The following is a 24,960-nucleotide window of genomic DNA, read 5'->3' as shown; positions in this document are numbered from 1 at the left end:
TGGCGCGCCGCGCTCAGGCGAGCGCGGCCGCTTCCAGCGGCGCGGTGCCGACGCCCAGAAGCGTGATGGTACCGCCGCCCGACAGGGTGAGGACCTCCGAGCCGTTGACCTCGGCCGTCGTGTAGGTCTGGCCGGACAGGACCAGCCGGTCGCCTTCGGCCGCGTTGAAGTCGACGATCACGTCGTCGCCCTGTCCGGCTTCGAACACGAAGACGTCCGCGCCGGCCCGGCCCGCGAGCCAGTCGTTGCCGAAGCCGCCGACCAGCGTATCGTTGCCGAGGTCGCCCGAGACGAGGTCGTCGCCTCGACCGCCATAGACGAGATCGTCGCCCTGCCCGCCATAAACGGTGTCGTTGCCGAGATCGCCATAGACCGTGTCGTTGCCGAGGTTCCCGGACACGGTGTCCTGGTCGCGCCCGCCGTAGACGATGTCGTTGCCCTGACCGCCGAAGATCTGGTCGTTGCCCTGATTGCCGGCGATCAGATCGTTGCCGGCGTAGCCGAAGAGATTGTCCGCCCCCTCGAAGCCGTAGACCGTGTCGTTGCCGGACGCGCCGACGAGGAGGTCGGGCGCCGACGTCCCGTAGAGAAGCCGTCCCGCCACGGCGGCAGGACCGTACAGCGCCTGGATCGCCGCAAGGTCCTCGTTGGAGAAGGCCATGTAGGCGCTGGCGATCGGATACATGATCGAGGACGGATCGTCGGAGTGCTCCAGCCCGATCGCGTGGCCGATCTCGTGCACCATCATGCCGAAGAAGTTGGAGCCGTTGGGAACGAACGGGCTCCAGGTCTCGGCGCTGTCGACGGCGATCTCGGCATGCGTGGTCACCGACCCCCGTGAATACCAGACGGCCTGGCCGATCGTCCCACCGCGCCCGTCGATGGCGTCCAGTCCGACTTGGATCTCGGCGGGACCGCTCCCCACCTCGACGAAATCGATGGCGGCGACCTTCTCCCAGGCGTCGAACGCCTGGCGCACGAGGCTGCGATAGCCCTCGGACGCGATAATGTCGTCGTAGGCGTAGTATCGCGAACCGGTGGTGTCGAAGCTCCAGGTCACGGCGCCGGCCGGGGTTCCAGCCACGCCGGAGTCGCCCCATTTCGATCCCGTCAAGGGTGTGGCGGCCATCGTCGAATCCTCGTTGGTTCAGCAAACTTCCCTAACGGAAGGCCATAGACCTCTCTCGTATGCTCTCTAGCAGACGTCCTCCATGTGACTCCATGAAATCGTGCCCGACCCTTGTGATGCCGTAAACGTGAACGGCGGGGACGGAATCGGTGGAAAGGCAACGGCTGCCGGTTTCCTGCCTGCGGACGACCCGGCATCCTCAGTGAAACGGGAATCGGGAATGCGCATCATGATCAACGCCGCCGTACGCCACGACGAACTCGACGCCGCCGTGGACGAGGCCGTGGCCCAGGCCGGGGGCGATCTCCTCGCCGCCATCCGCAACCTTGCCCGCCGCCAGCACGAGCTCGAGCACCGCTTCCAGGCGGACGTCTCGGCCGGCTTCGTGCGCCGGGGTCTCAAGCCCGCGCGCTGAAGCGCCAGCTTCAGGTCGTCTTCGCCGACAGGTCGTATTCGAGGATCCGCAGCCCCGGATCCTCGACATGGACCTTCTGGCGGAAGCCGATGCGCCGCGCCATGGCGAGCATCGCGGCGTTTTCGGCCAGGACCTCGCCATAGATGGTCCGCATGCCCTGCCCCCGCGCATAGCCGAGGATGGCATCCATCAGGATGCGGCCGAGCCCCCGGCCTTTCTGGTCGGAGCGCACCATGATGCCGAACTCGGCGCGATCGCCGTCGGGATCGGCGATGAGGCGCACGACGCCGAGGATCACTCCGGGCTCCGCGGCTGCGGCATCCTCGGCGACCAGCGCCATCTCGCGCGAATAGTCGATCTGCGTGAGGCGCGCGGCGAAGGCGTGGCCGATGCGGCGCATCGGCGCGAAGAAGCGAAGGCGCACGTCCTCGGGATCGCTCGCCTCCACCATGCGCACCAGCGCCGGCTCGTCCTCCGGCCGGATCGGCCGAAGCCGGAACCGTGCCTTGCGCGAGGCGACCTCGGTCTCGAGGTCTTCGGGATAGGGCAGGATCGCAAAGCGCGCCTCGCCCGCGGCAGCCGCCGCGCGCAGCACGACGCGCGCATCGAGCACCAGCACGCCGTCGCTGTCGGCCAGAAGCGGGTTGATGTCGAGCTCGGCGACAGCTGCAAGGTCGGCCGCCATCCGCGACAGGGTGACGAGGGTCGCCACCACCGCCTCGAGATCGGCAGGCGGGCGGTCGCTGTAGCCCATGAGAAGCCGCGACACCTTGGTCCGGTCGATCATGTCGCGGGCGAGCACCGCGTTCAGCGGCGGCAGGCCCACGGCCCGGTCGTCGAGAATGTCGGAGGCCGTACCACCCTGCCCGAAGCGGACGATCGGGCCGAACACCGGATCGGCGGCGATGCCGAGCCTCAGTTCGATCGCGTTGGCGCGCCGGATCATCGCCTGGACCGTGAAGCCCTCGATGCGGGCGCCGGGCTGGCGTTCCGCCACCGTGCGGATCATGTGCTCGGCCGCCTCGCGCACCATCGCGGCATCGTCGAGCTGGAGGCGCACGCCCCCGACGTCGCTCTTGTGGGCGATGTCGGGCGACAGGATCTTGAGCGCCACGGGAAAACCGATGCGACCGGCGAGCGTGGCGGCCTCCGCCGGGTCGGCGGCGATCTCGGTCGGCACCGAGGCGATGCCGTAGGCGGCGAGAAGCGCCTTCGATTCCGGCTCGCTGAGCGCCGTGCGCCCCTCGGCGAGCGCCCCGCCGACGAGCCGGTCGACGGCTTCCCGGTCGACGCCGAACGGGGCCACGACGGCCGGCGTCTGCATCAGGAGATCCTGATTGCGCCGGTAGGTGACGAGCTGCGTGAAGGCGCGCACGGTCTCGTCCGGCGTCTGGTAGGTCGGTACGTTGCTGGCCGCAAAGACGCGCCGCGCGGTGCGCGCCGCGCGCTCGCCGAGCCAGCAGGTGAGAACCGGCGTACGGCGGGCCTTGCGCGCGCCCTCGACCGTCGCATGGGCGGCCTGCGTGCCGTCGGCGATCGCCTGCGGACAGTTCATCACCAGGACGGCGTCCTGCTCGCCCGCCTCGAGGATCGCGGCCAGCGCGTCGGAATAGGCGCTCGCCGAGGCGTCGGGTGCGAGCTTCACGAGGCCGAGCGGCGACGGCGAGCCCGGCAGGACCGGCCGCAGCCGCTCCCACACCCCGTCCGAGAACCGCGCGAGCCGCCCGCCAAAGGCGCTGAGCGCGTCGAGCGCGAGCGTGCCGGCGGCGTCGCTGTTGGTGAGGATCGCCAGCCGGTCGCCGCTCGGCCGCAGACCGGTGGCGAGCGTCGCAACGGCTTCGAAGAGTTCGCGCAGCGTCTCGACCCGCAACATGCCGGCGCGCCGGAAGGCGGCGTCGTAGACGTCGTCGGCGCCCCGCCCGCCACCGATCTCGGGGCGAAGCTCCGCCTGAAGCCCGGCGTTGCGGCCCGCCTTGATCACGACCACGGGCTTCGTGCGCGCGGCGATTCGCGCGGCGGTCATGAACTTGCGCGCGTCCGTGATGGTCTCGATGTAGAGGAGGATCGCCCGCGCCCGCGCATCGAGCGCGAGGTGGTCGAGAAGGTCGCCGATATCGACGTCGCTCATGTCGCCCGTCGCGACCACATGCGAGAAGCCGATCTCGCGCACGTCGGCCCAGTCGAGCACCGTGGTCGCCATGGCGGCCGACTGGCTGACGAAGGCGAGATCCCCCTTGCGGGGCGTCAGGTGGGCGAAGCTCGCGTTCAAGGAAGACGGCGGCGACAGGACGCCGAGGCAGTTCGGCCCGACGACGCGCAGGAGGTGGGGCCGGGCGGCTTCGAGAAGCGCGCGCCGCCCGTCGGCGTCGAAACCGGACGAGATCACGACGGCCGCTCGGCAGCCCCGTTGCCCGAGGTCGGAGACGAGCGCCGGCACGCCCGCGGCGGGCGTCGCGATGAGGGCAAGGTCCGGCACCATCGGCAAGGCGTCGAGCGAGGGGTAGCAGACCACGGAGCGGATCGAGGTCTCGCGCGGATTGACGGGCATCACCGGCCCGTTGAACCCCGATCCGAAGAGGTTGCGGGCCAGCACCGCGCCGACCGAACCGGCGCGGTTGCTGGCCCCGATCAGGGCGATGGAGCGGGGCTCGAACAGGGCATCGAGGTTTCGGATCGACATGGCTCATCATTCGCGCGGGAGGCGGCCGCGGGCAAGGCCGCAGCGGCACCTCGACGGCCGCCGTCGCGGTGGCGAGAAATCACGACAATCGCCATCCGAATTGTTAAGCGGCGACAGCGTAGAACCGGGCGATGACGGCACGGCGACGTGGCGCAGACGACAGCTGAGGATCGATCGAAAGGCCATGATGAACGTCCTCCGCAACATTGGCGTGCGCGCTCGCCTCTTGTTGTTGATCGCGGCGGCCATGCTGCCGCTGATCGGACTGATCGTGACCGGCCTCGTCATCTCCTATCGCGACGCCGAGCACGAGGCGCACCGGAACGTCGCCAACGAGGCGCGCCTCGGCGCCGCCAAGATGGCCCGCGTCTTCGACGACGCGCAGGAGTTCCTGGCCACGCTGCGGCACATGCCGCAGGTCTTGCAGGCCGAGCAGCCGACCTGCAACACGCTGCTGGCGGGCCTCAAGGCCGAGCGCGCGCAGCTCCTGTCGATCGGCGTGATCGCGCCGGACCGCACGATCCTCTGCCACAGCCGCGGGGTGACGGGGTCGCTCTTCCACGACGAGGACCTGTTCGAGCAGACGATCAACTCGCGCGGCAACCGCTTTGTGGTCGGCGACTTCCTCGTGAGCCCGATTACCGGCCGTCCCACGATCGCGGTCGCGATGCGTCTGCCGCCGACCCCCGGCCGCGCCTCCGGCGGCATCATCTTCGCCTCCCTCAACCTGTCGATGATCGAGCGCGACGTGCAGCTCCTGTCGGAGGAGGCCGGCCATTCCTGGACCATCGTTCAGCCGCGCGCAACGCGCGTCATTCTCGGCTGGCCGCACGCGGTCGAGTTCGGCACCGTGGCGCCCGACTTCGAGCTGTTTCCGGTCATCCGCGCCGGTCGGACGGGCCGGACGACGGCCGTAAAGAGCCTCGCCGGCCAGCCGACGATCTACGGGTTCGAGCCGATCCCGAACGCCAGCACCGGTGATCTGTGGCTGGCCGTCGGCGTTCCGCCGGCGGAAGTCTTCGCGACCGTGCAGAACCGGCTGCGCTGGACGCTCTTCGCCAGCGCCGGCGCCCTGATCCTGGCGCTCGGCGGCACCGCGCTCATCGCCTACTGGATGCAGCTGCGCCCGATCGCCCTCTTGTCGCGCTCTGCGCAACGGATCGGAGCCGGCAATTTCGACGTTCGCACCGGCATGGGACATTGGCAGGCGCCCGAGTTCCGGCGCCTCGGCCAGCTGGTCGACCGCGCGGCACTCACGCTGGCGCAGGCCAAGGCCGCCGAAGAGGCCGTCGCGGCCGGCCAGCGGCGCTTCCAGCTCGTGGCGGACAACACGGTCGACATGATCTCCTGCGTCGACGCCGAGGGCCAACGGACCCTGGTCACCGGCGCCAGCCGCCGCATCCTCGGCTACGAGCCAGCCGAGCTGATGGGCCTGAGCCCCGTGGATCTCGCCGTCGAGGAGGATCGCCCGATCGTGCGCTCGCTGCTCGACACGTTCCGCACCGGCGGCGAGGCGAGCGGCGTGCGATACCGCGTGCGCCGCAAGGACGGCACGGTGATCTGGGTCGAGCTGTCCGGGCGGCCGATCGACGAGATCGGCGGCTGCGTCGTGTCGATGCGCGACGTCGACCAGCGGCAGCGGACGGAGGCGGCGCTCGCGGAAGCGAACCGCCAGCTGGAGCTTCTGGCCGCGACCGACGAACTGACGCGCCTCGCCAACCGGCGAACCTTCAACCGCCGGCTGGAGGAAGCCTTTGCCGAGACCAGCGGCAGCGCCGACTTCAGCCTGCTCCTTCTCGACGTCGACCACTTCAAGGCGTTCAACGACCGCTATGGCCATCCCGCCGGCGATCGCTGCCTCGCGATGGTGTCGGATACGCTGGCCGCCTGCGTGCGCAAGGACGACGAGATCGGCGCGCGCTACGGAGGCGAGGAACTCGCCCTCATCCTGCCCGGCATCGGCCCGGCCGAGGCGCTGCTGCGGGCCGAGACGATCCGCCGCGCGGTCGCCGCGCTCGCCATCCCGCACGCGGACGCCAACGGCGGCACGCTGACGGTCAGCATCGGCGTCGCCTCGCGGTCCGAGCTTTCGGTCACCAAGGCGGGCCCGACCGAGATCATCCAGAAGGCCGACGAGGCGCTCTATGCCGCCAAGGCCGCCGGCCGCAACCAGGTGCGCGCCCGCGCCGCCTGACGGCGGATCGTATCAGCCCCGCCGCTTGAGGCGATGGGCGATCTCGCCGACGATGCCGCGGCGGAAGAGAAGCACGCAGACCATGAAGGTGAGGCCCGTGATCACCGTGACGGGGAAGGCCGAGGTCGCGAGATAGTTCTGCAGGGAGACGACGAGCGCGGCGCCGACGAGCGGCCCTGCCATCGTGCCGATGCCGCCCAGCAGCGTCATCAGGATCACCTCGCCCGACATCTGCCAGGACACGTCGGTGAGCGTGGCGAACTGGAACACCAGCGCCTTGAGACCACCCGCCAGCCCCGCCAGCCCCGCCGACATGACGAAGGCGGCGAGCTTGTAGGAGCCGACCGAGAGGCCGAGCGAGGTCGCGCGCGTCTCGTTCTCGCGGATCGATTTGAGGATCATGCCGAAGGGCGAATGGACGATGCGCCAGATCGCAAACAGCCCGATCAGGACCACGGCGAGCACGTAGAAGTAGATCGCGAGCGGCTGGGAGAGGTCGAAGAGACCAAGTCCGAACCCGCGCGGCACGCCCTGCAGCCCGTCCTCGCCCCCGGTGAAGGGCGCCTGGAGGCAGAAGAAGAAGAACATCTGCGAGAGCGCCAGCGTGATCATCGAGAAGTAGATGCCCTGCCGCCGGATCGCGAGAAAGCCGATCACGAGACCGAGCAGCGCGCCTGCCAGAACGCCTGCGAGAAGGCCGAGCTCAGGCGGCAGACCCCAGACCTTGACCGCATGGGCGGTGGCATAGGCCGCGCCGCCGAAGAAGGCGGCATGGCCGAAGGACAGGAGGCCGGTATAGCCGAGGAGAAGGTTGAAGCTCGCGGCAAACAGCGCGAAGCACAGGACCTTCATCAGGAAGATTGGATAGACGAGGAACGGCGCGACGAGGAGCGCGGCGAGGACGATCGCCGCCAGCGCGAAGCCCATCACCTTGGCGGCCGGGCGCTCGCGCGGCAGGGTCATGGTGGATTGCGTCATCTCAAGCCGCCCTTCCGAACAGTCCGGCCGGGCGCACGAGAAGCACGATGGCCATGATGACGAAGATCACGATGGAGGAGGCCTCGGGATAGAAGACCTTGGTCAGCCCCTCGAAGAGGCCGAGCATGTAGCCCGTCAGGATCGCCCCGCCGATCGAGCCCATGCCGCCGACGACGACGACCGCGAAGACCACGATGATGATGTTGGAGCCCATCAGCGGCGACACCTGATAGACGGGCGCCGCCATGATGCCGGCAAGCCCGGCCAGCGCCGAGCCGAGCCCGTAGGTGAAGGTGAGGAGGAGCGGCACGTTGATGCCGAAGGCGCGCACCATGACCGGGTTCTCGGTCGCCGCACGCAAGGTGGCGCCGAGCCGCGTCTTCTCGATCAGCGCCCAGGTGCCGATGCAGACGACGAGCGAGGCCACGACGATGAAGGCGCGGTAGTTCGGCAGGAACATGAAGCCGAGATTGGTGCCGCCGGTGAGCGCGGCCGGGGGCGCGTAGGGCTGGCCCGAGGCACCGTAGAGGTAGCGGAACGTGCCCTCGATCACGAGCGCGAGGCCGAAGGTGAAGAGGAGGCCATAGAGATGGTCGAGGTCGTAGAGGCGCGAGAGCGCGAGCCGCTCGATCACCGCGCCGATGACCCCGACGATCAGCGGCGCCAGAAGCAGCGAGAACCAGAAGCCGATGCCGAGGTTGGTCAGAAGCAGGTATCCGACGAAGGCGCCCAGCATGTACTGCGCGCCGTGGGCGAAGTTGATGATGCGCAGGAGCCCGAAGATGATGGCCAGGCCCAGCGAGAGCATCGCGTAGAACGAGCCGTTGATGAGGCCGACGAGAAGCTGGCCGAGAAGCGCCTGGATCGGAATGCCGAAGACCATGGTCATGCCGGTCAGACTCCGAGGGTTTCGGTGAGTTGGGCCATGCGGGCGGGAAGCTCGGAGACGGGGAAGCCGTCGAGCACCTGTCCGTGGTCCATGAGATAGAAGCGGTCGGCGACCTTGGCGGCGAAGCGGAAGTTCTGCTCGACGAGAAGCACCGTCATGCCTCTGGCCTTCAGCGTGGTCAGGATCTCGCCGATGCGCTGGACGATGACGGGCGCGAGGCCCTCGGTCGGCTCGTCGAGGAGCATGAGCTTCACGCCCGAGCGCAGGATGCGGGCGATCGCCAGCATCTGCTGCTCGCCGCCCGAAAGCTTGGTGCCGGGCGAGCCGCGGCGCTCCTCGAGATTGGGGAAGAGGCGGTAGATCTCGGCGACCTCCATGCCGCCCGGCGCCACGACGGGGGGCAGGAGGAGGTTCTCCTCCACCGTCAGGCTCGAGAAGATCGCGCGCTCCTCCGGCACGAAGCCGATGCCGTGATGGGCCGTGCGATGCAGCGGCACGCGGATCATGTCGCGGCCGTCAAAGCGGATCTCGCCGGTGCGTTTGGGGATGATGCCCATGATGGCGCGCAGCGTCGTGGTCTTGCCGACGCCGTTGCGCCCGACCAGCGTCACCGTCTCGCCGGGCAGGATGTCAAGGTCGACGCCGTGCAGCGCGTGGCTCTCGCCGTACCAGGCGTTGAGGCCGCGCACGCGAAGCAAGGGCTCAGCCATGGTCGGTCCCCATGTAGGCGGTTCGCACGCGCTCGTCGGTGGAGACGGTGGCATAGTCGCCCGCCGCCAGGATCTCGCCGCGCTGGAGCACCGTCACGCGGTCGCAGAGATCGGCGACCACTTTCAAATTGTGCTCGACCATCAGGACGGCGCGCGTTTCGGCGACGCGCTGGATAATGGCCGCGACCGTGCCGACGTCCTCGTGCCCCATGCCGGCCATCGGCTCGTCGAGGAGGAGAACCTTCGGGTCGAGCGCGAGCGTCGTCGCGAGTTCGAGGACGCGCTTGCGGCCATAGGACAGGTCGGCCGCCTGCAGGTGGCGGGCGTCCTCCAGACCCACCTCGCGCAGGAGCTCCATCGCCCGCGCGTCGAGCCGATCGAGGGCGGACAGGCTGCGCCAGAACTGCGTGGCGAGCCCGGCCGGGCGCTGGAGCGCGACGCGCACGTTCTCCAAGACGCTCATGTGCGGGAAGGTCGCCGAGATCTGGAACGAGCGCACGAGGCCCATGCGCGCGACCCTGGAGGGCGAGGTCCTGGTGATGTCCTCGCCCATCAGCGTGATGGTGCCGGCGGTCGGCTGGAGGAACTTCGTCAGGAGGTTGAAGACCGTGGTCTTGCCCGCCCCGTTCGGCCCGATCAGCGCGTGGACCTCGGCATGGCGGACGTCGAGATCGACGTCCTTGACCGCGGTGAAGCCGCCGAAGTCACGCCGGAGGCCCCGGCAGGCGAGCACGACCTCGCCTCGGGCGGCGATCGGGGAGGCACCGGCCGGGGCGATGCCCGGCCGGTCGATGCGCACGGTCGCGCCCGCCATCTCGGCCCCGCCTACTGCGCCGCGACCAGCGGGCAGCCGCTCTTGGCCGGATCGATATAGGCCTCCGAGCCCGGCACGGTGGCGAGCACCTTGTAGTAGTCCCAGGGCTTGGTGCTCTCGGCCGGCGTCTTCACCTCCATCAAGTACATGTCGTAGATCATGCGGCCGTTGGCGCCGACCTTGCCGCCGCGCGCGAAGACGTCCTCGACGGGCATCTCGTGCAGCGCCTTGGAGACGGCCTCGGTCTCGTCGGTGCCGGCCTTCTGGATCGCCTTCAGGTACTGCGTCACGGCCGAATAGGTGCCGGCCTGGATCATGTTCGGCATGCGCTGGGTACGATCGAAGAACTTCTGGGAGAAGGCGCGCGATTCGTCGTCGCGGTCCCAATAGAAGCCCTCGGTCAGCGACAAGCCCTGCGCCGCCTCGAGGCCGAGGCCGTGGACCTCGGCGAGCGTGAAGAGAAGCGCGGCCAGCCGCTGGCCGCCCTGCACGATGCCGAACTCGGCCGCCTGCTTCACCGCGTTGGCGGTATCGAGGCCGGCATTCGCCATGCCGATGACCTTGGCGCCCGACGACTGCGCCTGCAGCAGGAACGAGGAATAGTCGGTGGTGGAGAGCGGATGGCGCACGGAGCCCAGCACCTGGCCGCCGTTGGCCTTCACGAAATTCGAGGTCTGCTCCTCCAGCGAATAGCCGAAGGCGTAGTCGGCGGTGAGGAAGAACCACGTATCGCCGCCCTGCTTCACCAGCGCGCCGCCGGTGCCGACCGCGAGCGCATGCGTGTCGTAGGCCCAGTGGAAGCCGTAGGGGCTGCACTGCTTGCCGGTGAGCTCGACGGTCGCGGCGCCCGTCGTGATCGTGACCTTCTTCTTCTCCTTCGACAGGCCCTGCACGGCGAGCGCGACCGAGGAGGTCGTCAGCTCCATGATCGAATCGACCTGCTCGGTGTCGTACCACTGGCGGGCGATGTTGGAGGCGACGTCGGGCTTGTTCTGGTGGTCGGCGGTGACGACCTCGATCGGCGCGTCGAGGACCTTGCCCCCAAAGTCCTCCACCGCCATCTTCGCTGCCTCGAAGCTCCAGCGGCCACCGAAGTCGGCATAGACGCCGGACTGGTCGTTGAGGATGCCGATCTTCACCTTGCCGTCCGAAACCTGGGCGGCGGCCGGCAGGACCGTGGCGGCGAGAAGAAGCGTCGAAAGCGCGGCGAGTCGGGTCATCAGGTGTCCTCCCAGGTTGCGACGAACGTCGGGAAGAGGTGCCTTGCGCAAGGGGGTTTTCCCCTCCCTTCCCAAAGCAACCTCCCCCGTCCGTCCCGCGTCCTTCGATCGCGCCGGTTCGGACCATTCGCCTGCAGCACCCGGGGCCTCCCGCCCCGCGATGCTGCCGATGCGGGAACGCTAGCATCGCCTCGCCGGCAGATGAATGTTCATTTCCGAAAATGACCTGTACAAAAACGTACAGACGGAGACGATCATGAGCGACTTTTCCTGGGACGACCTGCCCTTCTTTCTTGCCGTCGCCCGGACCGGCCAGCTGTCGGCGGCCGCGCGCGAGCTGCGCACCAATCACGTCACCGTGTCACGCCGGCTCGATCGGTTGGAGGGCGACCTCGGCGTGCGCCTCTTCGAGCGCTCGCCGCGCGGCTACCGACTGACCGCGCTCGGCGAACGGCTGGTGGAACGGGCGGACGCGATGGAGCGCGATGCGGCGGTCTTTGCGGAGGCGGCGACCGAGGGTCCCGCGACACCGCGCGGCACGGTGCGGCTCGCGACGCCGGAAGGGTTCGGCAACTTCTTCCTCGCCGACCACCTGCCCGGGCTTGCCCGCAGCCATCCCGCGCTCCTCATCGAGCTCGTGCCGATCCAGCAGATCATGTCGCTGTCGCGCCGCGAGGCCGACCTGTCGGTGGCGCTGCATTCGCCGTCGAGCGGGCCGTACCGGCGCGAGCGCATCCTGTCCTACCGGCTCTTCGTCTATGCCTCGCGCGGCTATCTCGACGCGCACGGCCCGATCCGGAGCGCAGCGCACCTCGCCGCCCATCCGGTGATCGGCTACATCGAGGACATGATCTTCGCGCCAGGGCTCGACTACCTCCGCGAGGTCCTGCCGGGCACACGGGCAAGCTACCAGAGCTCCAGCATCCAGGCGCAGCTCGCCGCGACGCGCGCCGGCTTCGGCCTCGGGGTCCTGCCCTTCTTCATCGCCAGCCGCTACCCCGACCTCGTGCCGGTCCTGCCGCGCGAGGTGCATATCGAGCGGGCCTACTGGCTCATCTGCCACGACGATCTCGTCGCCGCGCCGCGCATCCGGCTCCTGTCGGACTTCATCCGCGACGCCGCGCAGTCGGCGGCGGACACCTTCGCGGGCGCGCCGCTCCTCTCATGAAAAAGGCCGCCCGGAGGCGGCCTTTCCAGAAGCGTCGGACCGTTCAGGCCTTTGGCGCGGTCATCTTGCCGTCCATCCGGCGCCAGAGGCCGAGCGGGTTGGCGTCCTTCAGGGCGTCGGGCAGCAAGCCGTCCGGCAGGTCCTGGTAGCAGACCGGGCGCAGGAAGCGGTCGATCGCCTTGGAGCCGACCGAGGTCGAGCGGCCGTCGGCCGTGGACGGATAGGGACCGCCGTGGACCATGGCATGCGCCACCTCGACGCCCGTGCCGAAGCCGTTGACGAGGATGCGGCCGGCCTTGCGCTCCAGGAGCGGCAGGACGGCGCGTGCCGCCTCGTGATCGGCTTCCGTGATGTGGATCGCCGCGGTGAGCTGGCCTTCCAGCGCGGCCACGACCGACTTCATCTCGGCGGCATCGCGGCACACGACGACGATCGAGGCCGAGCCGAACATCTCGTCCTGCAGCTCGGCCGACTTTATGAAGTCCGAGGCCGAGACGCGGAAGAGCGCCGCCTGGCCGCGCAGCGTCTCGCCGGCCTGCCCCTTGGCGACCACCGACACCGAGGCATGGCCCTCGACCGCCGCGACGCCCTTGGCATAGGCCGACGAGATGCCCGGCGTCAGCATGACGGCGGCGGGTGCGGCGACGAGCGCCTCCTCGGCGGCCTTCAGGAAGGCGTCGAGCCCCTCGCCCTCCACCGCGATGACGAGGCCGGGATTGGTGCAGAACTGGCCGGCGCCGAGCGTCAGCGAGCCGACGAAGGCCTTGCCGATCGCGGCGCCCCGGTCCTTCAGCGCGCCCGGGAAGAGCAGCACCGGGTTGATCGAGCTCATTTCGGCGTAGACCGGGATCGGCTCCGGCCGGTTGGCCGCGATCTTCATCAGCGCCGTGCCGCCGGTGCGCGAGCCGGTGAAACCGACCGCCTTAATGCGGTGGTCGGCGACGAGGCCCTCGCCGATGGCGCGCTCGGCCGCGAACAGGAGCGAGAACGTGCCCTCCGGCATGCCGCACTTCTCGACCGCTGCGTGCACCGCGCGGCCGACGAGCTCGGACGTGCCGGGATGGGCCGAGTGCGCCTTGACGACGACCGGGCAGCCGGCGGCGAGCGCCGAGGCCGTGTCGCCGCCGGCGACCGAGAAGGCGAGCGGGAAGTTCGAGGCGCCGAACACGGCGACCGGTCCGACCGGCACGTTGCGAAGGCGCAGGTCCGGGCGCGGCAGCGGCTGGCGGTCCGGCATCGCCGGGTCGATGCGCGCGTCGAGATAGCCGCCGTCGCGCAGGACGCCGGCGAAGAGGCGCAGCTGGCCCATGGTGCGGCCGCGCTCGCCCTCGATGCGCGGACGCGGCAGGCCGCTCTCCGCCATGCAGCGTTCGACCAGCTCGTCGCCGAGCGCGAGGATCTCGTCGGCGATCGTCTCGAGGAACCGGGCCCGGTCCTCGAGGCTGGCCTCGCGATAGGTGTCGAACGCGGCGTCCGCGAGCGCACAGGCGCGGTCGAGGTCGGCCCGGCTGGCGCCGCCGAAGCCCGGCTCGAGCTTCTCGCCCGTCGCCGCCTCGATGCCGTAGACCGTGCCCTGCCCCCCCTTGGAGATGGCCTGGCCGATGATCTGTTCGCCTTGAATGGTCATGAGAGGTCTCCGTGGTGTCCCGACCCGTGCGGCGCGCCCGCCGCTTCGCGCTCCGATTACAGCCTCGACGCCGCGGAGGGAACCTCGCGCGGCCCGTTCGGGACGGTTTCCTCGGACAAATGAGAACTCGAACATGCAAACGACAGGGGGTCTCTGGTGCCTCTGCATCAGGCGCGACAACCTAAGTGTTGCGTACGAAGCCGCATTGCGGCATGTGAGGTTGGTATTCCTTTGTAAGAAGTGGCGGCAGCACCGATGAGCAAGGACCTTCTCCTCGACGAGCAGCTGTGCTTTGCGATCTATTCCGCGACTCACGCCTTCAATCGCTTCTACAAGCCGAGGCTCGACCGGCTCGGCCTGACCTATCCGCAGTACCTCGTGATGATGGTGCTCTGGGAGGAGGAGCCGCAGACGGTCGGCAGCATCGGCGAGCGGCTGCTTCTCGATTCGAGCACTCTGACGCCGCTCCTGAAGCGGCTGGAGGCGGCGGGCTACGTCAGCCGCAACCGGTCGCTGCGCGACGAGCGCGTGGTGGAGGTGACGCTGACGCCGGTCGGGCGCTCGCTGCGCGCCGACGCCTGCCCGCTGCCCGAGGCGGCCAAGGCGGCGAGCGGTTCGACCATGGCCGAGCTGACCGATCTGCGGCACCAGCTCGTCTCGATCCGCGACGCGCTCAACCACGCCGATCCGACCTGACGCCACGCGGCCACTGGTGCGGAGCGGCGACTTATCCGCTATGAGATCGCCCGACTGCGGCGGCCGAGGACGGCGCCGCGCGAGGGAGGATCGACGATGGTGGCGCTCGGCAACGGCAATCTGGCCGAAATCTCGAAGACGGCCGACGTGCCGGCCTATGACCGCGGCGCGCTGACGCCCGGCATCGCGCATTTCGGCGTCGGCAATTTCCACCGCGCCCACCAGTGCGTCTACCTCGACGACCTGTTCGCGACCGGCGCGGGCCACGACTTCGCCGTCGTCGGCCTTGGCGTGCGGCCGGAGGAGAAGGCGGCCTTCGCCGATCTCACGGCGCAGGACGGCCTCTACACCGTGACCGAGGTCGACGAGGGCGTTCGCCGCACGCGGGTGATCGGCTCGGTGGTTCGCCTCGTCGAGCCTGGCGACCGCGCCGCCACGATGGCGGTCCTCACCGATCCCGCGATCCGCATCGTCACGCTGACGATCACCGAGGGCGGCTACTACCTCTCCGGCGACAAGCCGAACCTCGACCATCCCGACCTCGCCGCCGACGCTGCCGACCTGTCCGCCTCGCGCACCGTGTTCGGCCTGATCGTCGCGGCGCTCGCCGAGCGGCAGAAGGCGGGCACCGCGCCCTTCACCGTGCTCTGCTGCGACAACCTGCCCCACAACGGCGACCTGACGCGCAAGCTCGTCACCGGCCTCGCCAGCAAGGCCGACGCCGCACTCGCCGACCATATCGAGACCGCCGTCGCCTTCCCGAACTCGATGGTCGACCGCATCACGCCCGCCACGACCCCGGCGCAGGCCCAGTCGCTGCGCGAGGAGACCGGCATCGAGGACAAGCGCCCGGTCTTCTGCGAGCCCTTCATCCAGTGGGTCGTCGAGGAGAACTTCTGCAACGGCCGGCCGGCGCTCGAGACCGTGGGCGTCACCTTCGTCGAGGACGTCACGCCCTACGAACTGATGAAGCTGCGCATCCTCAACGCGGGTCATGCGACGATCGCCTATCCGGCGGCGCTCCTCGGCCTGACCTACGCGCACGACGCCATGCGCGACGACCTCGTTCTTCGCTTCTTCCGCGACGTCGAGGAGAACGAACTCCTGCCGACGGCGCCCGGCATCGAGGGCGTCAGCCGCGAGGACTACCTCGCCACCGTGACGTCGCGCTTCGCCAATCCCGCGATCGCCGACACGCTGCGGCGCCTCGCCCTCGACGGCTCCAACCGCCAGCCGAAGTTTATCCTGCCCTCGGTGCGCGAGCGGTTGGCCCGCGGCGAGGACATTTCGGGCCTGGCGCTCGTCGGCGCCCTGTGGTGCCGCTACTGCTACGGCACGCTGGAGGACGGCACCGCAATCGAGCCGAACGATCCGAACTGGGACGCGCTGCAGGCGGCCGCGCGCACCGCCAAGGACGAGCCCCGACGCTTCCTGGAACAGCGCGACATCTTCGGCGACCTTGCCGAGAACCCCGTCTATGCTGGGGCCTTCTCCGGCCATCTGAAGGCGCTGTGGCGCGACGGCGTGCGCCCGGTTCTGGAAGGATACCTCGCCCACCGCGCAGGCTGACACCCAAGCCGGAAGGCCCGCTCCAGCCACGGAATCCGAAGGGCCGGACCTCGTCGAGGTCCGGCCCTTCGTCGTTTCGGTTGGTCGCCAGCCCGATCGGCCGACGGAGCGGTCAGGGGAAGAGGATGGCGACGGCCAGCGTCGTGCCCGCGGCCAGCATGGCCAGCGCGGTCAGGTTCACGAAAACGGACACCATGGTCTCGATGCGCACCGGAAGCTCTCCTCGTAGTCGGCAATTCGATCCTACAACGGCCTTGTTTCCGCCCGGTTTCATCAAATTGCTGAATTCGCCATTCCCCTCGAAATCCACAGGGAAATGGTGGGCCGAGGCGTCAACACGCATGTGTGAGAAATCGAGTTGACAGACGCCCGGGTTTCGAACTTGTATGAGTTATTGCGGATCACAGGACCGCAAGGGCGGGGCCGGCGCGGCCGGACCCGTTCGCCGGCTCGGGAGGCCGGTTCGATTTCGGCCGGCTCGACTCCGGCATTAGGGAGGAAGAACATGGGTAAGTTGGGCAAGCTGGCTGCGGCCTTGGCTTTGGCGACCGTGATGGGCGCGCCCGCCTTCGCGCAGGGCGGCATGGTGGTCGGCTTCTCGCAGGTCGGCTCCGAATCGGGCTGGCGCGCGGCCGAGACCGCGGTCACCAAGCAGGAGGCCGAGAAGCGCGGCATCGACCTGAAGTTCGCCGACGCCCAGCAGAAGCAGGAAAACCAGATCAAGGCGATCCGCTCCTTCGTGGCGCAGGGCGTCGACGCGATCCTTCTCGCCCCCGTGGTCGCCACCGGCTGGGACGACGTGCTCGAGGAAGCCAAGGAAGCCAAGATCCCAGTCGTCCTCCTCGACCGCAACATCGAGACCACCGACGATTCGCTCTACCTCACCGCGGTGACCTCGGACCAGGTCCACGAGGGCAAGGTCGCCGGCGACTACCTCGTCGGCCAGGTTGGCTCCAAGCCCTGCAACGTCGTCGAGCTCCAGGGCACCACGGGCTCCTCGCCCGCGATCGCCCGCAAGAAGGGCTTCGAGGAAGCGCTGAAGGGCCACGACAACATCAAGCTCACCCGCTCGCAGACCGGCGACTTCACCCGCACCAAGGGCAAGGAAGTCATGGAGAGCTTCATCAAGGCCGAGAACGGCGGCAAGAACATCTGCGCCGTCTACGCCCACAACGACGACATGGCGGTGGGCGCCATCCAGGCGATCAAGGAAGCGGGCCTGAAACCCGGCTCCGACATCATGGTCGTCTCGATCGACGCCGTGCCCGACATCTTCGCCGCCATGGCGGCCGGCGAGGCGAACGCGACGGTCGAGCTGACGCCGAACATGGCCGGCCCTGCCTTCGATGCGCTGGAAGCCTACAAGAAGGACGGCACCGAGCCGAAGAAGTGGATCCAGACCGAATCGAAGCTCTACACGCAGGCCGACGATCCGAAGGCCGTGATGGAATCGAAGAAGGGCCTCGGCTACTGAGCCGATCCGCCTGACGGGACCCGTCCCGTCAGTTCGATCAGCCGCGCCGTCGCCTCACGGGCCGACGGCGCGGTCCTTTCGGGGCAGGGAACCCGCCGCGCGCCAGGCGCCGGCCGGAACGGACCGCCCCCGGCTCCCCCGACCCGAGCGACGCCATGCCCCACGACCTTCTGGCCATCCGCGGCCTGACCAAGACCTTTGCCGGAATGACGGCGCTCGACGGGGTCGACCTGACGCTGCGCGCGGGCGAGATCCACGCGCTTCTCGGTGAGAACGGCGCGGGCAAGTCGACGCTGATCAAGACGCTGACCGGCGTCTATCGCCGCGACGGCGGGCGCATCCTCCTCGACGGCACCGAGATCCACCCCGCCGACAGCCGGCAGGCGCAGGCTCTCGGCATCGGCACCGTCTACCAGGAGGTCAACCTCCTGCCCAACCTGTCGGTCGCCGAGAACCTCTTCCTCGGACGCCAGCCGACGCGCTTCGGCCTGACCGACGGCCGCGCCATGCGCCGCCGCACCGCCGAGCTTCTGAAGGCCTACGGGCTGGAGATCGACCCGTCCGCCACGCTCGGGCAGCTCTCCGTCGCCGTGCAGCAGCTCGTCGCGATCATCCGTGCCGTCGACATCTCCGGCAAGGTCTTGATCCTCGACGAGCCGACGGCGAGCCTCGACGCGGCCGAGGTCGAGCTCCTGTTCTCCGCCATGCGGCGTTTGCGCGACCAGGGCATGGCGATCGTCTTCGTCACCCATTTCCTCGACCAGGTCTTCGCCGTCTGCGATCGCGCGACGGTGCTGCGCAACGGCCGCCTCGTCGGCGAGCGCGCGATCGCCGAGACCTCGCGCATGGACATCGTCACCATGATGCTCGGCCGCGAGCTTGGCGAGGCCGTGCACCACGCCCCGCCCGCACGGGAGGCGGCCGGCGAGCCGCGCGTCGCCTTCCGTAATTTCGGACGCCGCCGCAGCGTCGAGCCGTTCGACCTCGCGATCCGCCCCGGCGAGGCGGTGGGCGTCGCCGGCCTTCTCGGCTCGGGTCGCACCGAGACCGCGCGCCTCGTCTTCGGCGCCGACCGCGCCGATACGGGCGAGGCGATCGTCGACGGCAAGCCGGTGCGCCTCGTCAATCCGCGCGCGGCGATTCGCGCCGGCTTCGGCTACTGCCCGGAAGAGCGCAAGGTCGAGGGCATCGTCGGCGACCTTTCGGTGCGCGAGAACATCATCCTCGCCCTCCAGGCGCGGCGCGGCTGGGCGAAACCCCTGTCGATGCGCGAGCAGGTGCGCATCGCCGACCGCTTCGTGAAGGCGCTCGATATCCGAACGACCGACATCGAGAAGCCGATCCGCCTCCTGTCCGGCGGCAACCAGCAGAAGGCGATCCTCGCCCGCTGGCTCGCCACCGAGCCGCGCTTCCTGATCCTCGACGAACCGACGCGCGGCATCGACGTCGGCGCCCATGCCGAGATCGTCCGCCTCATCGAGAAACTCTGCGAGGACGGCATGGCGATGCTCGTCATCTCCTCCGAACTCGACGAGATCACGACCTACGCCTCGCGCGTGCGCGTCCTGCGCGACCGTCGCCATCTCGGCGACCTGACGGGCGAGGACGTCTCGCCGGGCGCGATCATGCGCACCATCGCCGGAACGCCGTCCGAGGAGATGCGCCCGTGACCCTCGCCCGCCTCCGCTCCGCGCTGCCCCAGCTTCTCGCCCTCGCCCTGGTGCTCGGCGTCAACGCCCTGGTGTTTCCCTCCTTCTTCGACCTCACGGTGCGCAACGAGCGCCTCTACGGGCCGCTGATCGACGTTCTCAACCGCGGCGCGCCGGTGATGCTGCTCGCCATCGGCATGACGCTCGTCATCGCCACCAAGGGCGTCGATCTCTCGGTCGGTGCGATCATGGCGATCTCGGGCGCGGTCGCCGCGACGCTGACGGTCGCGGGCGTCCCGATCCCTCTCGTCATCCTCGCCTCGCTCGGCGTCGGTCTCGTCTGCGGCCTCTGGAACGGCATCCTCGTCGCCGTCCTCGATATCCAGCCGATCATCGCGACCCTCATCCTGATGGTCGCGGGCCGCGGCATCGCGCAGCTCGTCACCTCGGGCTTCATCGTCACCTTCAACGACCCGACGCTCTTCTTCATCGGCTCGGGGTCCTTCCTGTTCCTGCCGATGCCGGTGGTGATCGCGCTCGCGATGGCGGCGCTGGTCATCCTTCTCGTCCGGCGCACCGCGCTCGGCCTCCTGATCGAGGCGACCGGCATCAACCGCCGCGCCTCGGCGCTCGCCGGTATCGACGCCAAGGCCGTCCTGATCGCCGCCTACATGACCTCCGGCCTCTGCGCCTCCGTCGCCGGCCTGATCGCGGCGGCCGACATTCGCGGCGCCGACGCCAACAATGCCGGCCTCTGGCTCGAACTCGACGCGATCCTCGCCGTCGTCATCGGCGGCACATCGCTGATGGGCGGGCGCTTCTCGATCCCGCTCGCGCTCGTCGGAGCGCTCATCATCCAGGCGATGAACACCGGCATCCTCCTGTCGGGCTTCCCGCCGGAGATGAACCTCATCCTGAAGGCCGTCCTGATCGCGCTGATCCTCGTCCTCCAGTCGCCGGCCATGGCGCGCGTCACCGGCCTCCTGACGGCCCGCCGCGCCCCGGCGCCCGGCCCGGCCGCGCCGACCGCCGCCAATCCCCGCAAGGTCTGATGCTGATGAACGCGCGCTTCCTGCCCCTCGTCATCACGATCGCCGTCTTCGTCGTCGCCTTCGCCCTGTCGTCGGTGCAGTTCCCGGCGATGCTGTCGACGCGCGTCGTCGCCAACCTCCTGACCGACAATGCCTTCCTCGGCATCGTCGCGGTGGGCATGACCTTCGTCATCCTGTCGGGCGGCATCGACCTCTCGGTCGGCTCGGTGATCGCCTTCACCGGGGTCTTCCTCGCCGTCACCATTCGCGACGGCTACCACCCCTACCCGATGATCGCCGCGATCCTCGTCATATCGGCGCTCTTCGGGGCGCTGATGGGGGCGATGATCCACTATCTCGAGACGCCGCCCTTCATCGTGACGCTCGCCGGCATGTTTCTCGCGCGCGGCGGCTGCTACCTCCTCACCACCGAATCCGTGCCGATCGACCACCCGGCCTTCGACGCGCTGAAGCGCATCTACTGGGCGATCCCGACGGGCGGGCGCCTGTCCTTCGTCGCCATGGTCATGCTCGCCGTCTTCGCCGTCGGCATGCTGATCGCCCACAAGACGCGCTTCGGCACCTATGTCTACGCGCTCGGCGGTGACCCGACCTCGTCGGAACTCATGGGCGTGCCGGTCGCGCGCGTGACCATCGGCATCTACGCCCTGTCGAGCCTGCTCGCCGGCGTCGCGGGCGTCGTCTTCGCGCTCTACACCTCCTCCGGCTATTCGCTCGCGACCGTCGGCGTCGAGCTCGACGCGATCGCCGCGGTCGTCATCGGCGGCACGCTTCTGACCGGCGGCGTCGGCTTCATCGCCGGCACCTTCGTCGGCATCCTGATCTCGGGCCTCATCCAGACCTACATCGTCTTCGACGGCACCCTCTCGTCCTGGTGGACCAAGATCGCCATCGGCATCCTCCTCTTCGCCTTCATCACCCTCCAGCGCGGCCTCACCAAGCGCACCAGCTTGGCCGCCGCGGCCTGAGGGAATGGCGGGGCTGCCGCCCCGGTCCCCGCTCGGGAAGGAATTCCCGAACCCTTCTTTTCATTTGAGAGTTTTCCAAAGACAAAGGGGGCCAACGGCCCCCTTTGTCTTTGAACACCCTTCGAATGAGGAGGGTCCAGGGACATCATGTCCCTGGCGGGGTGCAGGGGCAGCGCCCCTGCCCTCATCCCTCCGCCGAGAACGCCGCGAAGGCGGCCATGTTGACGATGTCGATGTCGGTCGCGCCGAGCTTGACGATCTGCACCGGCTTCTCGAGGCCGACGAGGACGGGGCCGAGCACCGTAGCCTCGCCGAGTTCCTGCACCATGCGGGTCGAGATCGAGGCCGAGTGGAAGGCGGGCATGACGAGGACGTTGGCGGGCCCCGTGAGGCGGCAGAACGGGTAGAGGGCCATCAGTTCGGGGCTGAGGGCGACATCGGCGCCCATCTCGCCGTCGAACTCGAAGTCGACGCTGTTCTGCGCGAGCAGCGCCACCGCCTCGCGCACGCGCTCGGAACGCTCCGAGGCCGGATGGCCGAAGGTCGAATGGGCGAGGAAGGCGACGCGGGGGTCGTGGCCGAGCTTGCGGGCGAAGCGGGCGGCTTCGGTGGCGATGCGCGCCAGTTGCGGCGCGGTCGGCATGTCATGGACGGCGGTGTCGGCGACGAAGGTCGTGCGACCCTTGGAGATGACGATCGAGATGCCGATCACGGCGCGGTTCGGCTTCGGGTCGATGACGTGGCGCACGTCGTCGAGAACGACCGAGTAGTTGCGCGTGAGGCCCGACACCATCGCGTCGGCGTCGCCGAGCGCCACCATGGCGGCGGCGAAGTGATTGCGGTCGGTGTTGATCAGGCGGTGGCAGTCGCGCTGCAGGTAGCCGTGGCGCTGAAGCCGGCCGTAGAGATGCTCGGAATAGGCGCTGGTGCGCTCCGAAAGCCGCGCATTGTTGATCGAGATCCCGTCCTTCAGCTCGACGCCGGCAAAGCGCGCCGTCTCGCGAATGCGGTCCTCGCGGCCGACGAGCACGGCCTGGCCGAGCCCTTGCGTGACGTAGTTCGTCGCCGCGCGGATGACCTGTTCCTCCTCGCCTTCGGCGAAGACGACCTTGCGCGGGCGCTGGCGGAGCGTGGCGAAGATGTTCTGGAAGGTGCCGGCGGTCGGGTCGCGGCGCGAGGCGAGCTGGTTGCGATAGGCGGTCCAGTCCGCGATGTCCTTGCGCGCGGCGCCCGATTCCATCGCGGCGCGGGCCACGGCTTCCGGGATATGGGTGATGAGGCGCGGGTCGAAGGGCGCGGGGATGATGTAGTCGCGGCCGAACTTCGGCCGGCCGGAGCCCTTGTAGGCCGAGGCGACGGCATCGGGCACGTCCTCGCGCGCGAGCGCGGCCAGAGCCTCGGCCGCCGCGATCTTCATCGCGTCGTTGATCTGCGTCGCACGCACGTCGAGCGCGCCGCGGAAGATGTAGGGGAAGCCGAGGACGTTGTTGACCTGGTTCGGGTAGTCCGAACGCCCGGTCGCCACGATCGCGTCGTCGCGGATCGCGTGCGCCTCCTCCGGCGTGATCTCGGGGTCGGGATTGGCCATCGCGAAGATGATCGGGTTCGCCGCCATCGAGCGGACCATCTCGGCCGTCAGCGCCCCCTTGGCCGAGACGCCGAAGAACACGTCGGCGCCGCGCATCGCGTCCTCCAGCGTGCGCGCGTCCGTGTGGGCGGCATGGGCCGACTTCCACTGGTTCATGCCATCGGTGCGGCCCTGGTAGATCACGCCCTTGGTGTCGCACAGGATGACGCTGTCATGCGGCACGCCCATCGCCTTGACGAGCTCGACGCAGGCGATGCCCGCCGCCCCGGCGCCGTTGCAGACCAGCTTGATGTCCTTCATCTCGCGCCCCGTCAGGTGCAGCGCGTTGATGATGCCGGCGGCGGCGATGATGGCGGTGCCGTGCTGGTCGTCGTGGAAGACGGGAATGTCCATCAGCTCGCGCAGGCGCTGCTCGATGATGAAGCACTCGGGGGCCTTGATGTCCTCGAGGTTGATGCCGCCGAACGAGGGGCCGAGGTAGCGCACGGCGTTGACGAAGGTCTCCGGGTCTTCGGTGTCGACCTCGAGGTCGATGGAATCGACGTCGGCGAAGCGCTTGAAGAGGACCGCCTTGCCCTCCATCACCGGCTTGGAGGCGAGCGGCCCGAGATTGCCGAGGCCGAGGATCGCGGTGCCGTTCGAGATCACGGCCACCATGTTGCCGCGCGTCGTATAGTCGAAGGCGCGGGCCGGATCCTCGGCGATCGCCTTCACGGGCACGGCGACACCCGGCGAGTAGGCGAGGCTGAGGTCGCGCTGGGTCGCCATCGGCTTCGTCGGCGCGATCTCGAGCTTGCCGGGCCGACCGTCGGCATGGAAGGCGAGCGCTTCCGCCTCGGTGGTACGGATGCCGCTGCGTCGCGTCGTTTCGGCCATGGGATCCCTCGCTCGCTGGGCCGGCTCGACGAGCCGACCGGAGGGCCGTTGTTTCGTGTCGACCGGGCCGCGTCAACGGGTCGGGCATGCGGCAGTGCAGCGAATCCCCCGGCGGCGCAAGGCTTTGCGCGGGGGCCGGGGGCGACGGCGAACCGACCTCGGCCAGGGCGATCCGTGCGGGTCGTCCAACGAAAAAGGAGAGACCCGGGACGACAGGTCTCTCCTCGAAACTGGAGGCAGGAGACGAAGGGGCCGGAGCCCCTTCGGTATCGCGATCGGCTTAGAAGTTGCGCTGGAAGCGCAGGAAGCCGTTGACCTGGTCGGTGTCGCCGATCGGGCCGCCGAAGTCGACGTTCCGGTAGGAGACTTCGGCCAGCGTCGCGAAGTTGTTCGTGATCTGGTAGCCGACGTTGCCGACGAACGAGTAGTACTCGCCGGACAGATCGACCGGAACGACCGTGCCGATCGGGCTGAGGGCGAAGAAGCGGGTGTCGAAGGTCTCACCGTACTGACCGGAGACCGCGAGGCCGAGCTTGCCGAACGCCTGGGCGTAACCGGCGCCAGCGGCCCACTCGAGGAAGATCGGCAGCGAGCCCGGGGTCGGGTTCAGGATGTTCGGGTTGTTGGCGGCGAAGGTATTGACCGTCGCGAGGCCCGAGATCGACGAGTAGACCGTCGGGTCGAAGGCGTAGTGACCTTCGATCTTCAGCTGCGAGCCGGCCGCGACCAGGTCCTTCAGGAGCACGCCGCCCTTCAGAGCGAAGGCGTCGTTGTTGCCGTCCTCGAGGAGCGTCGGGAAGTTGCCCGAGAGCGTCACGAAGTTGAAGTTGTTGCCGAAGGCGGTGCGGAGATCTTCGCGGTTGAAGGTCTCGTCGTAGACGGCCGACAGGTAGGCACCACCGAACGCGCCCGAGTAGACGAGCTTGCCGTGGACGTCCGGAACCACGTCGCCGGTGCCGTCATCCTCGAGGCCGATCGAGGCCGAGAAGCCGCCGAGGGCGAAGGTGTAGGACACCTGGTTGGTGTTGAAGTCGCCGACCACGAGGTCGGTGTCGGTCAGGAGGCCGTCCTCGATGCCGCCGATGTTCGACGACCACATCGTGTCACGGTAGCCCATGAGCAGGCCGCCGAGCTGGATGTAGGCCTGGTCCATCGCCACGCCGTTATTGGCGCCCGAGGTGTTGGTCGCCTGGAGACGGGCGAAGGCGCGCAGGGTGCCGAGCTCGGTCTCTTCGCGGGCGTCGAAGTTCAGACGGGCGCGGAC

The 24,960-nt window shown here is 69.0% G+C and carries 19 protein-coding genes; 9 read left to right on the top strand and 10 right to left on the bottom strand.

All coding sequences use genetic code 11. The features are described 5' to 3' along the window. Nucleotides 1-13: 13 nt before the first annotated feature. A complete protein-coding gene (locus ASF65_RS18115) occupies nucleotides 14-1,129 on the bottom strand; it encodes a matrixin family metalloprotease (protein ID WP_082505836.1) in 1,116 nt (371 codons plus the stop codon). A 220-nt stretch (nucleotides 1,130-1,349) separates the two neighbouring features. Between ASF65_RS18115 and ASF65_RS18110 the strand changes: the two genes are divergently transcribed. Continuing rightward, on the top strand, nucleotides 1,350-1,544 hold the full coding sequence (locus ASF65_RS18110; RefSeq protein WP_055892390.1) for a hypothetical protein: 195 nt from the start codon (nucleotides 1,350-1,352) through the stop codon (nucleotides 1,542-1,544). Between the two features lie 10 nt (nucleotides 1,545-1,554). Here the strand turns inward: ASF65_RS18110 and ASF65_RS18105 are convergent, their stop codons facing one another. Next, nucleotides 1,555-4,224 (bottom strand): bifunctional acetate--CoA ligase family protein/GNAT family N-acetyltransferase, encoded by a 2,670-nt coding sequence (locus ASF65_RS18105; RefSeq protein WP_055892388.1) that lies wholly within the window; start codon nucleotides 4,222-4,224, stop codon nucleotides 1,555-1,557. A gap of 184 nt (nucleotides 4,225-4,408) precedes the next feature. On the opposite strand from ASF65_RS18105, the gene ASF65_RS18100 reads away from it, so the two are divergent. After that, on the top strand, nucleotides 4,409-6,418 hold the full coding sequence (locus ASF65_RS18100; RefSeq protein WP_055892385.1) for a diguanylate cyclase: 2,010 nt from the start codon (nucleotides 4,409-4,411) through the stop codon (nucleotides 6,416-6,418). Between the two features lie 12 nt (nucleotides 6,419-6,430). On the opposite strand, the gene ASF65_RS18095 is transcribed toward ASF65_RS18100, so the two are convergent. The 5 genes from ASF65_RS18095 to ASF65_RS18075 are packed head-to-tail and all read right to left on the bottom strand — an operon-like array spanning nucleotide 6,431 to nucleotide 11,029. Continuing rightward, nucleotides 6,431-7,345, bottom strand: coding sequence for a branched-chain amino acid ABC transporter permease (locus ASF65_RS18095; protein WP_244486822.1), 915 nt, complete (start codon nucleotides 7,343-7,345; stop codon nucleotides 6,431-6,433). 52 nt (nucleotides 7,346-7,397) lie between these two features. Next, nucleotides 7,398-8,285: a branched-chain amino acid ABC transporter permease gene (locus ASF65_RS18090; RefSeq protein WP_055892383.1), complete on the bottom strand. Its 888-nt coding sequence runs from the start codon at nucleotides 8,283-8,285 to the stop codon at nucleotides 7,398-7,400. A 5-nt stretch (nucleotides 8,286-8,290) separates the two neighbouring features. Then, complete coding sequence (locus ASF65_RS18085; RefSeq protein WP_055892381.1) at nucleotides 8,291-8,995, bottom strand: ABC transporter ATP-binding protein; 705 nt, start codon at nucleotides 8,993-8,995, stop codon at nucleotides 8,291-8,293. After that, nucleotides 8,988-9,809, bottom strand: coding sequence for an ABC transporter ATP-binding protein (locus ASF65_RS18080; protein WP_082505833.1), 822 nt, complete (start codon nucleotides 9,807-9,809; stop codon nucleotides 8,988-8,990). The genes ASF65_RS18085 and ASF65_RS18080 overlap by 8 nt, the downstream gene beginning before the upstream one ends. Before the next feature lie 11 nt (nucleotides 9,810-9,820). Further along, nucleotides 9,821-11,029, bottom strand: a complete 1,209-nt coding sequence (locus ASF65_RS18075) for an ABC transporter substrate-binding protein (RefSeq protein ID WP_055892378.1) — start codon at nucleotides 11,027-11,029, stop codon at nucleotides 9,821-9,823. A 256-nt stretch (nucleotides 11,030-11,285) separates the two neighbouring features. Between ASF65_RS18075 and ASF65_RS18070 the strand changes: the two genes are divergently transcribed. After that, nucleotides 11,286-12,197 (top strand): LysR family transcriptional regulator, encoded by a 912-nt coding sequence (locus ASF65_RS18070; protein WP_055892984.1) that lies wholly within the window; start codon nucleotides 11,286-11,288, stop codon nucleotides 12,195-12,197. 43 nt (nucleotides 12,198-12,240) lie between these two features. Here the strand turns inward: ASF65_RS18070 and ASF65_RS18065 are convergent, their stop codons facing one another. Then, complete coding sequence (locus tag ASF65_RS18065) at nucleotides 12,241-13,824, bottom strand: aldehyde dehydrogenase (NADP(+)) (RefSeq protein WP_055892375.1); 1,584 nt, start codon at nucleotides 13,822-13,824, stop codon at nucleotides 12,241-12,243. 255 nt (nucleotides 13,825-14,079) lie between these two features. On the opposite strand from ASF65_RS18065, the gene ASF65_RS18060 reads away from it, so the two are divergent. The 6 genes from ASF65_RS18060 to yjfF all read left to right on the top strand — a co-directional run bounded on the left by ASF65_RS18060 (nucleotide 14,080) and on the right by yjfF (nucleotide 21,232). Further along, nucleotides 14,080-14,520: a MarR family transcriptional regulator gene (locus ASF65_RS18060; RefSeq protein ID WP_055892373.1), complete on the top strand. Its 441-nt coding sequence runs from the start codon at nucleotides 14,080-14,082 to the stop codon at nucleotides 14,518-14,520. A gap of 96 nt (nucleotides 14,521-14,616) precedes the next feature. Continuing rightward, nucleotides 14,617-16,089, top strand: coding sequence for a mannitol dehydrogenase family protein (locus ASF65_RS18055; protein ID WP_055892369.1), 1,473 nt, complete (start codon nucleotides 14,617-14,619; stop codon nucleotides 16,087-16,089). A 505-nt stretch (nucleotides 16,090-16,594) separates the two neighbouring features. Continuing rightward, nucleotides 16,595-17,563 carry a galactofuranose ABC transporter, galactofuranose-binding protein YtfQ gene (ytfQ, locus tag ASF65_RS18050; protein WP_156369381.1) on the top strand — a complete coding sequence of 323 codons (969 nt, stop codon included), beginning with the start codon at nucleotides 16,595-16,597 and terminating at the stop codon, nucleotides 17,561-17,563. A gap of 155 nt (nucleotides 17,564-17,718) precedes the next feature. Further along, nucleotides 17,719-19,233, top strand: a complete 1,515-nt coding sequence (ytfR, locus tag ASF65_RS18045; protein ID WP_055892367.1) for a galactofuranose ABC transporter, ATP-binding protein YtfR — start codon at nucleotides 17,719-17,721, stop codon at nucleotides 19,231-19,233. Next, nucleotides 19,230-20,264, top strand: coding sequence for an ABC transporter permease (locus ASF65_RS18040; RefSeq protein WP_055892364.1), 1,035 nt, complete (start codon nucleotides 19,230-19,232; stop codon nucleotides 20,262-20,264). The genes ytfR and ASF65_RS18040 overlap by 4 nt, the downstream gene beginning before the upstream one ends. Nucleotides 20,265-20,269: 5 nt before the next feature. Beyond that, a complete protein-coding gene (gene yjfF, locus ASF65_RS18035) occupies nucleotides 20,270-21,232 on the top strand; it encodes a galactofuranose ABC transporter, permease protein YjfF (RefSeq protein WP_055892978.1) in 963 nt (320 codons plus the stop codon). 184 nt (nucleotides 21,233-21,416) lie between these two features. Here yjfF and ASF65_RS18030 read toward each other — a convergent pair whose 3' ends face one another. Together ASF65_RS18030 and ASF65_RS18025 are read right to left on the bottom strand one after the other, a co-directional pair. Continuing rightward, on the bottom strand, nucleotides 21,417-23,696 hold the full coding sequence (locus ASF65_RS18030; RefSeq protein WP_055892362.1) for an NADP-dependent malic enzyme: 2,280 nt from the start codon (nucleotides 23,694-23,696) through the stop codon (nucleotides 21,417-21,419). Between the two features lie 280 nt (nucleotides 23,697-23,976). Further along, a partial coding sequence (locus ASF65_RS18025) for a porin (RefSeq protein WP_055892359.1) occupies nucleotides 23,977-24,960 on the bottom strand: 984 nt, incomplete at its 5' end.

Source organism: Aureimonas sp. Leaf324 (assembly GCF_001423245.1).
Lineage (GTDB): Bacteria > Pseudomonadota > Alphaproteobacteria > Rhizobiales > Rhizobiaceae > Aureimonas.
This window is presented reverse-complemented; position numbering and strand designations above follow the sequence as displayed.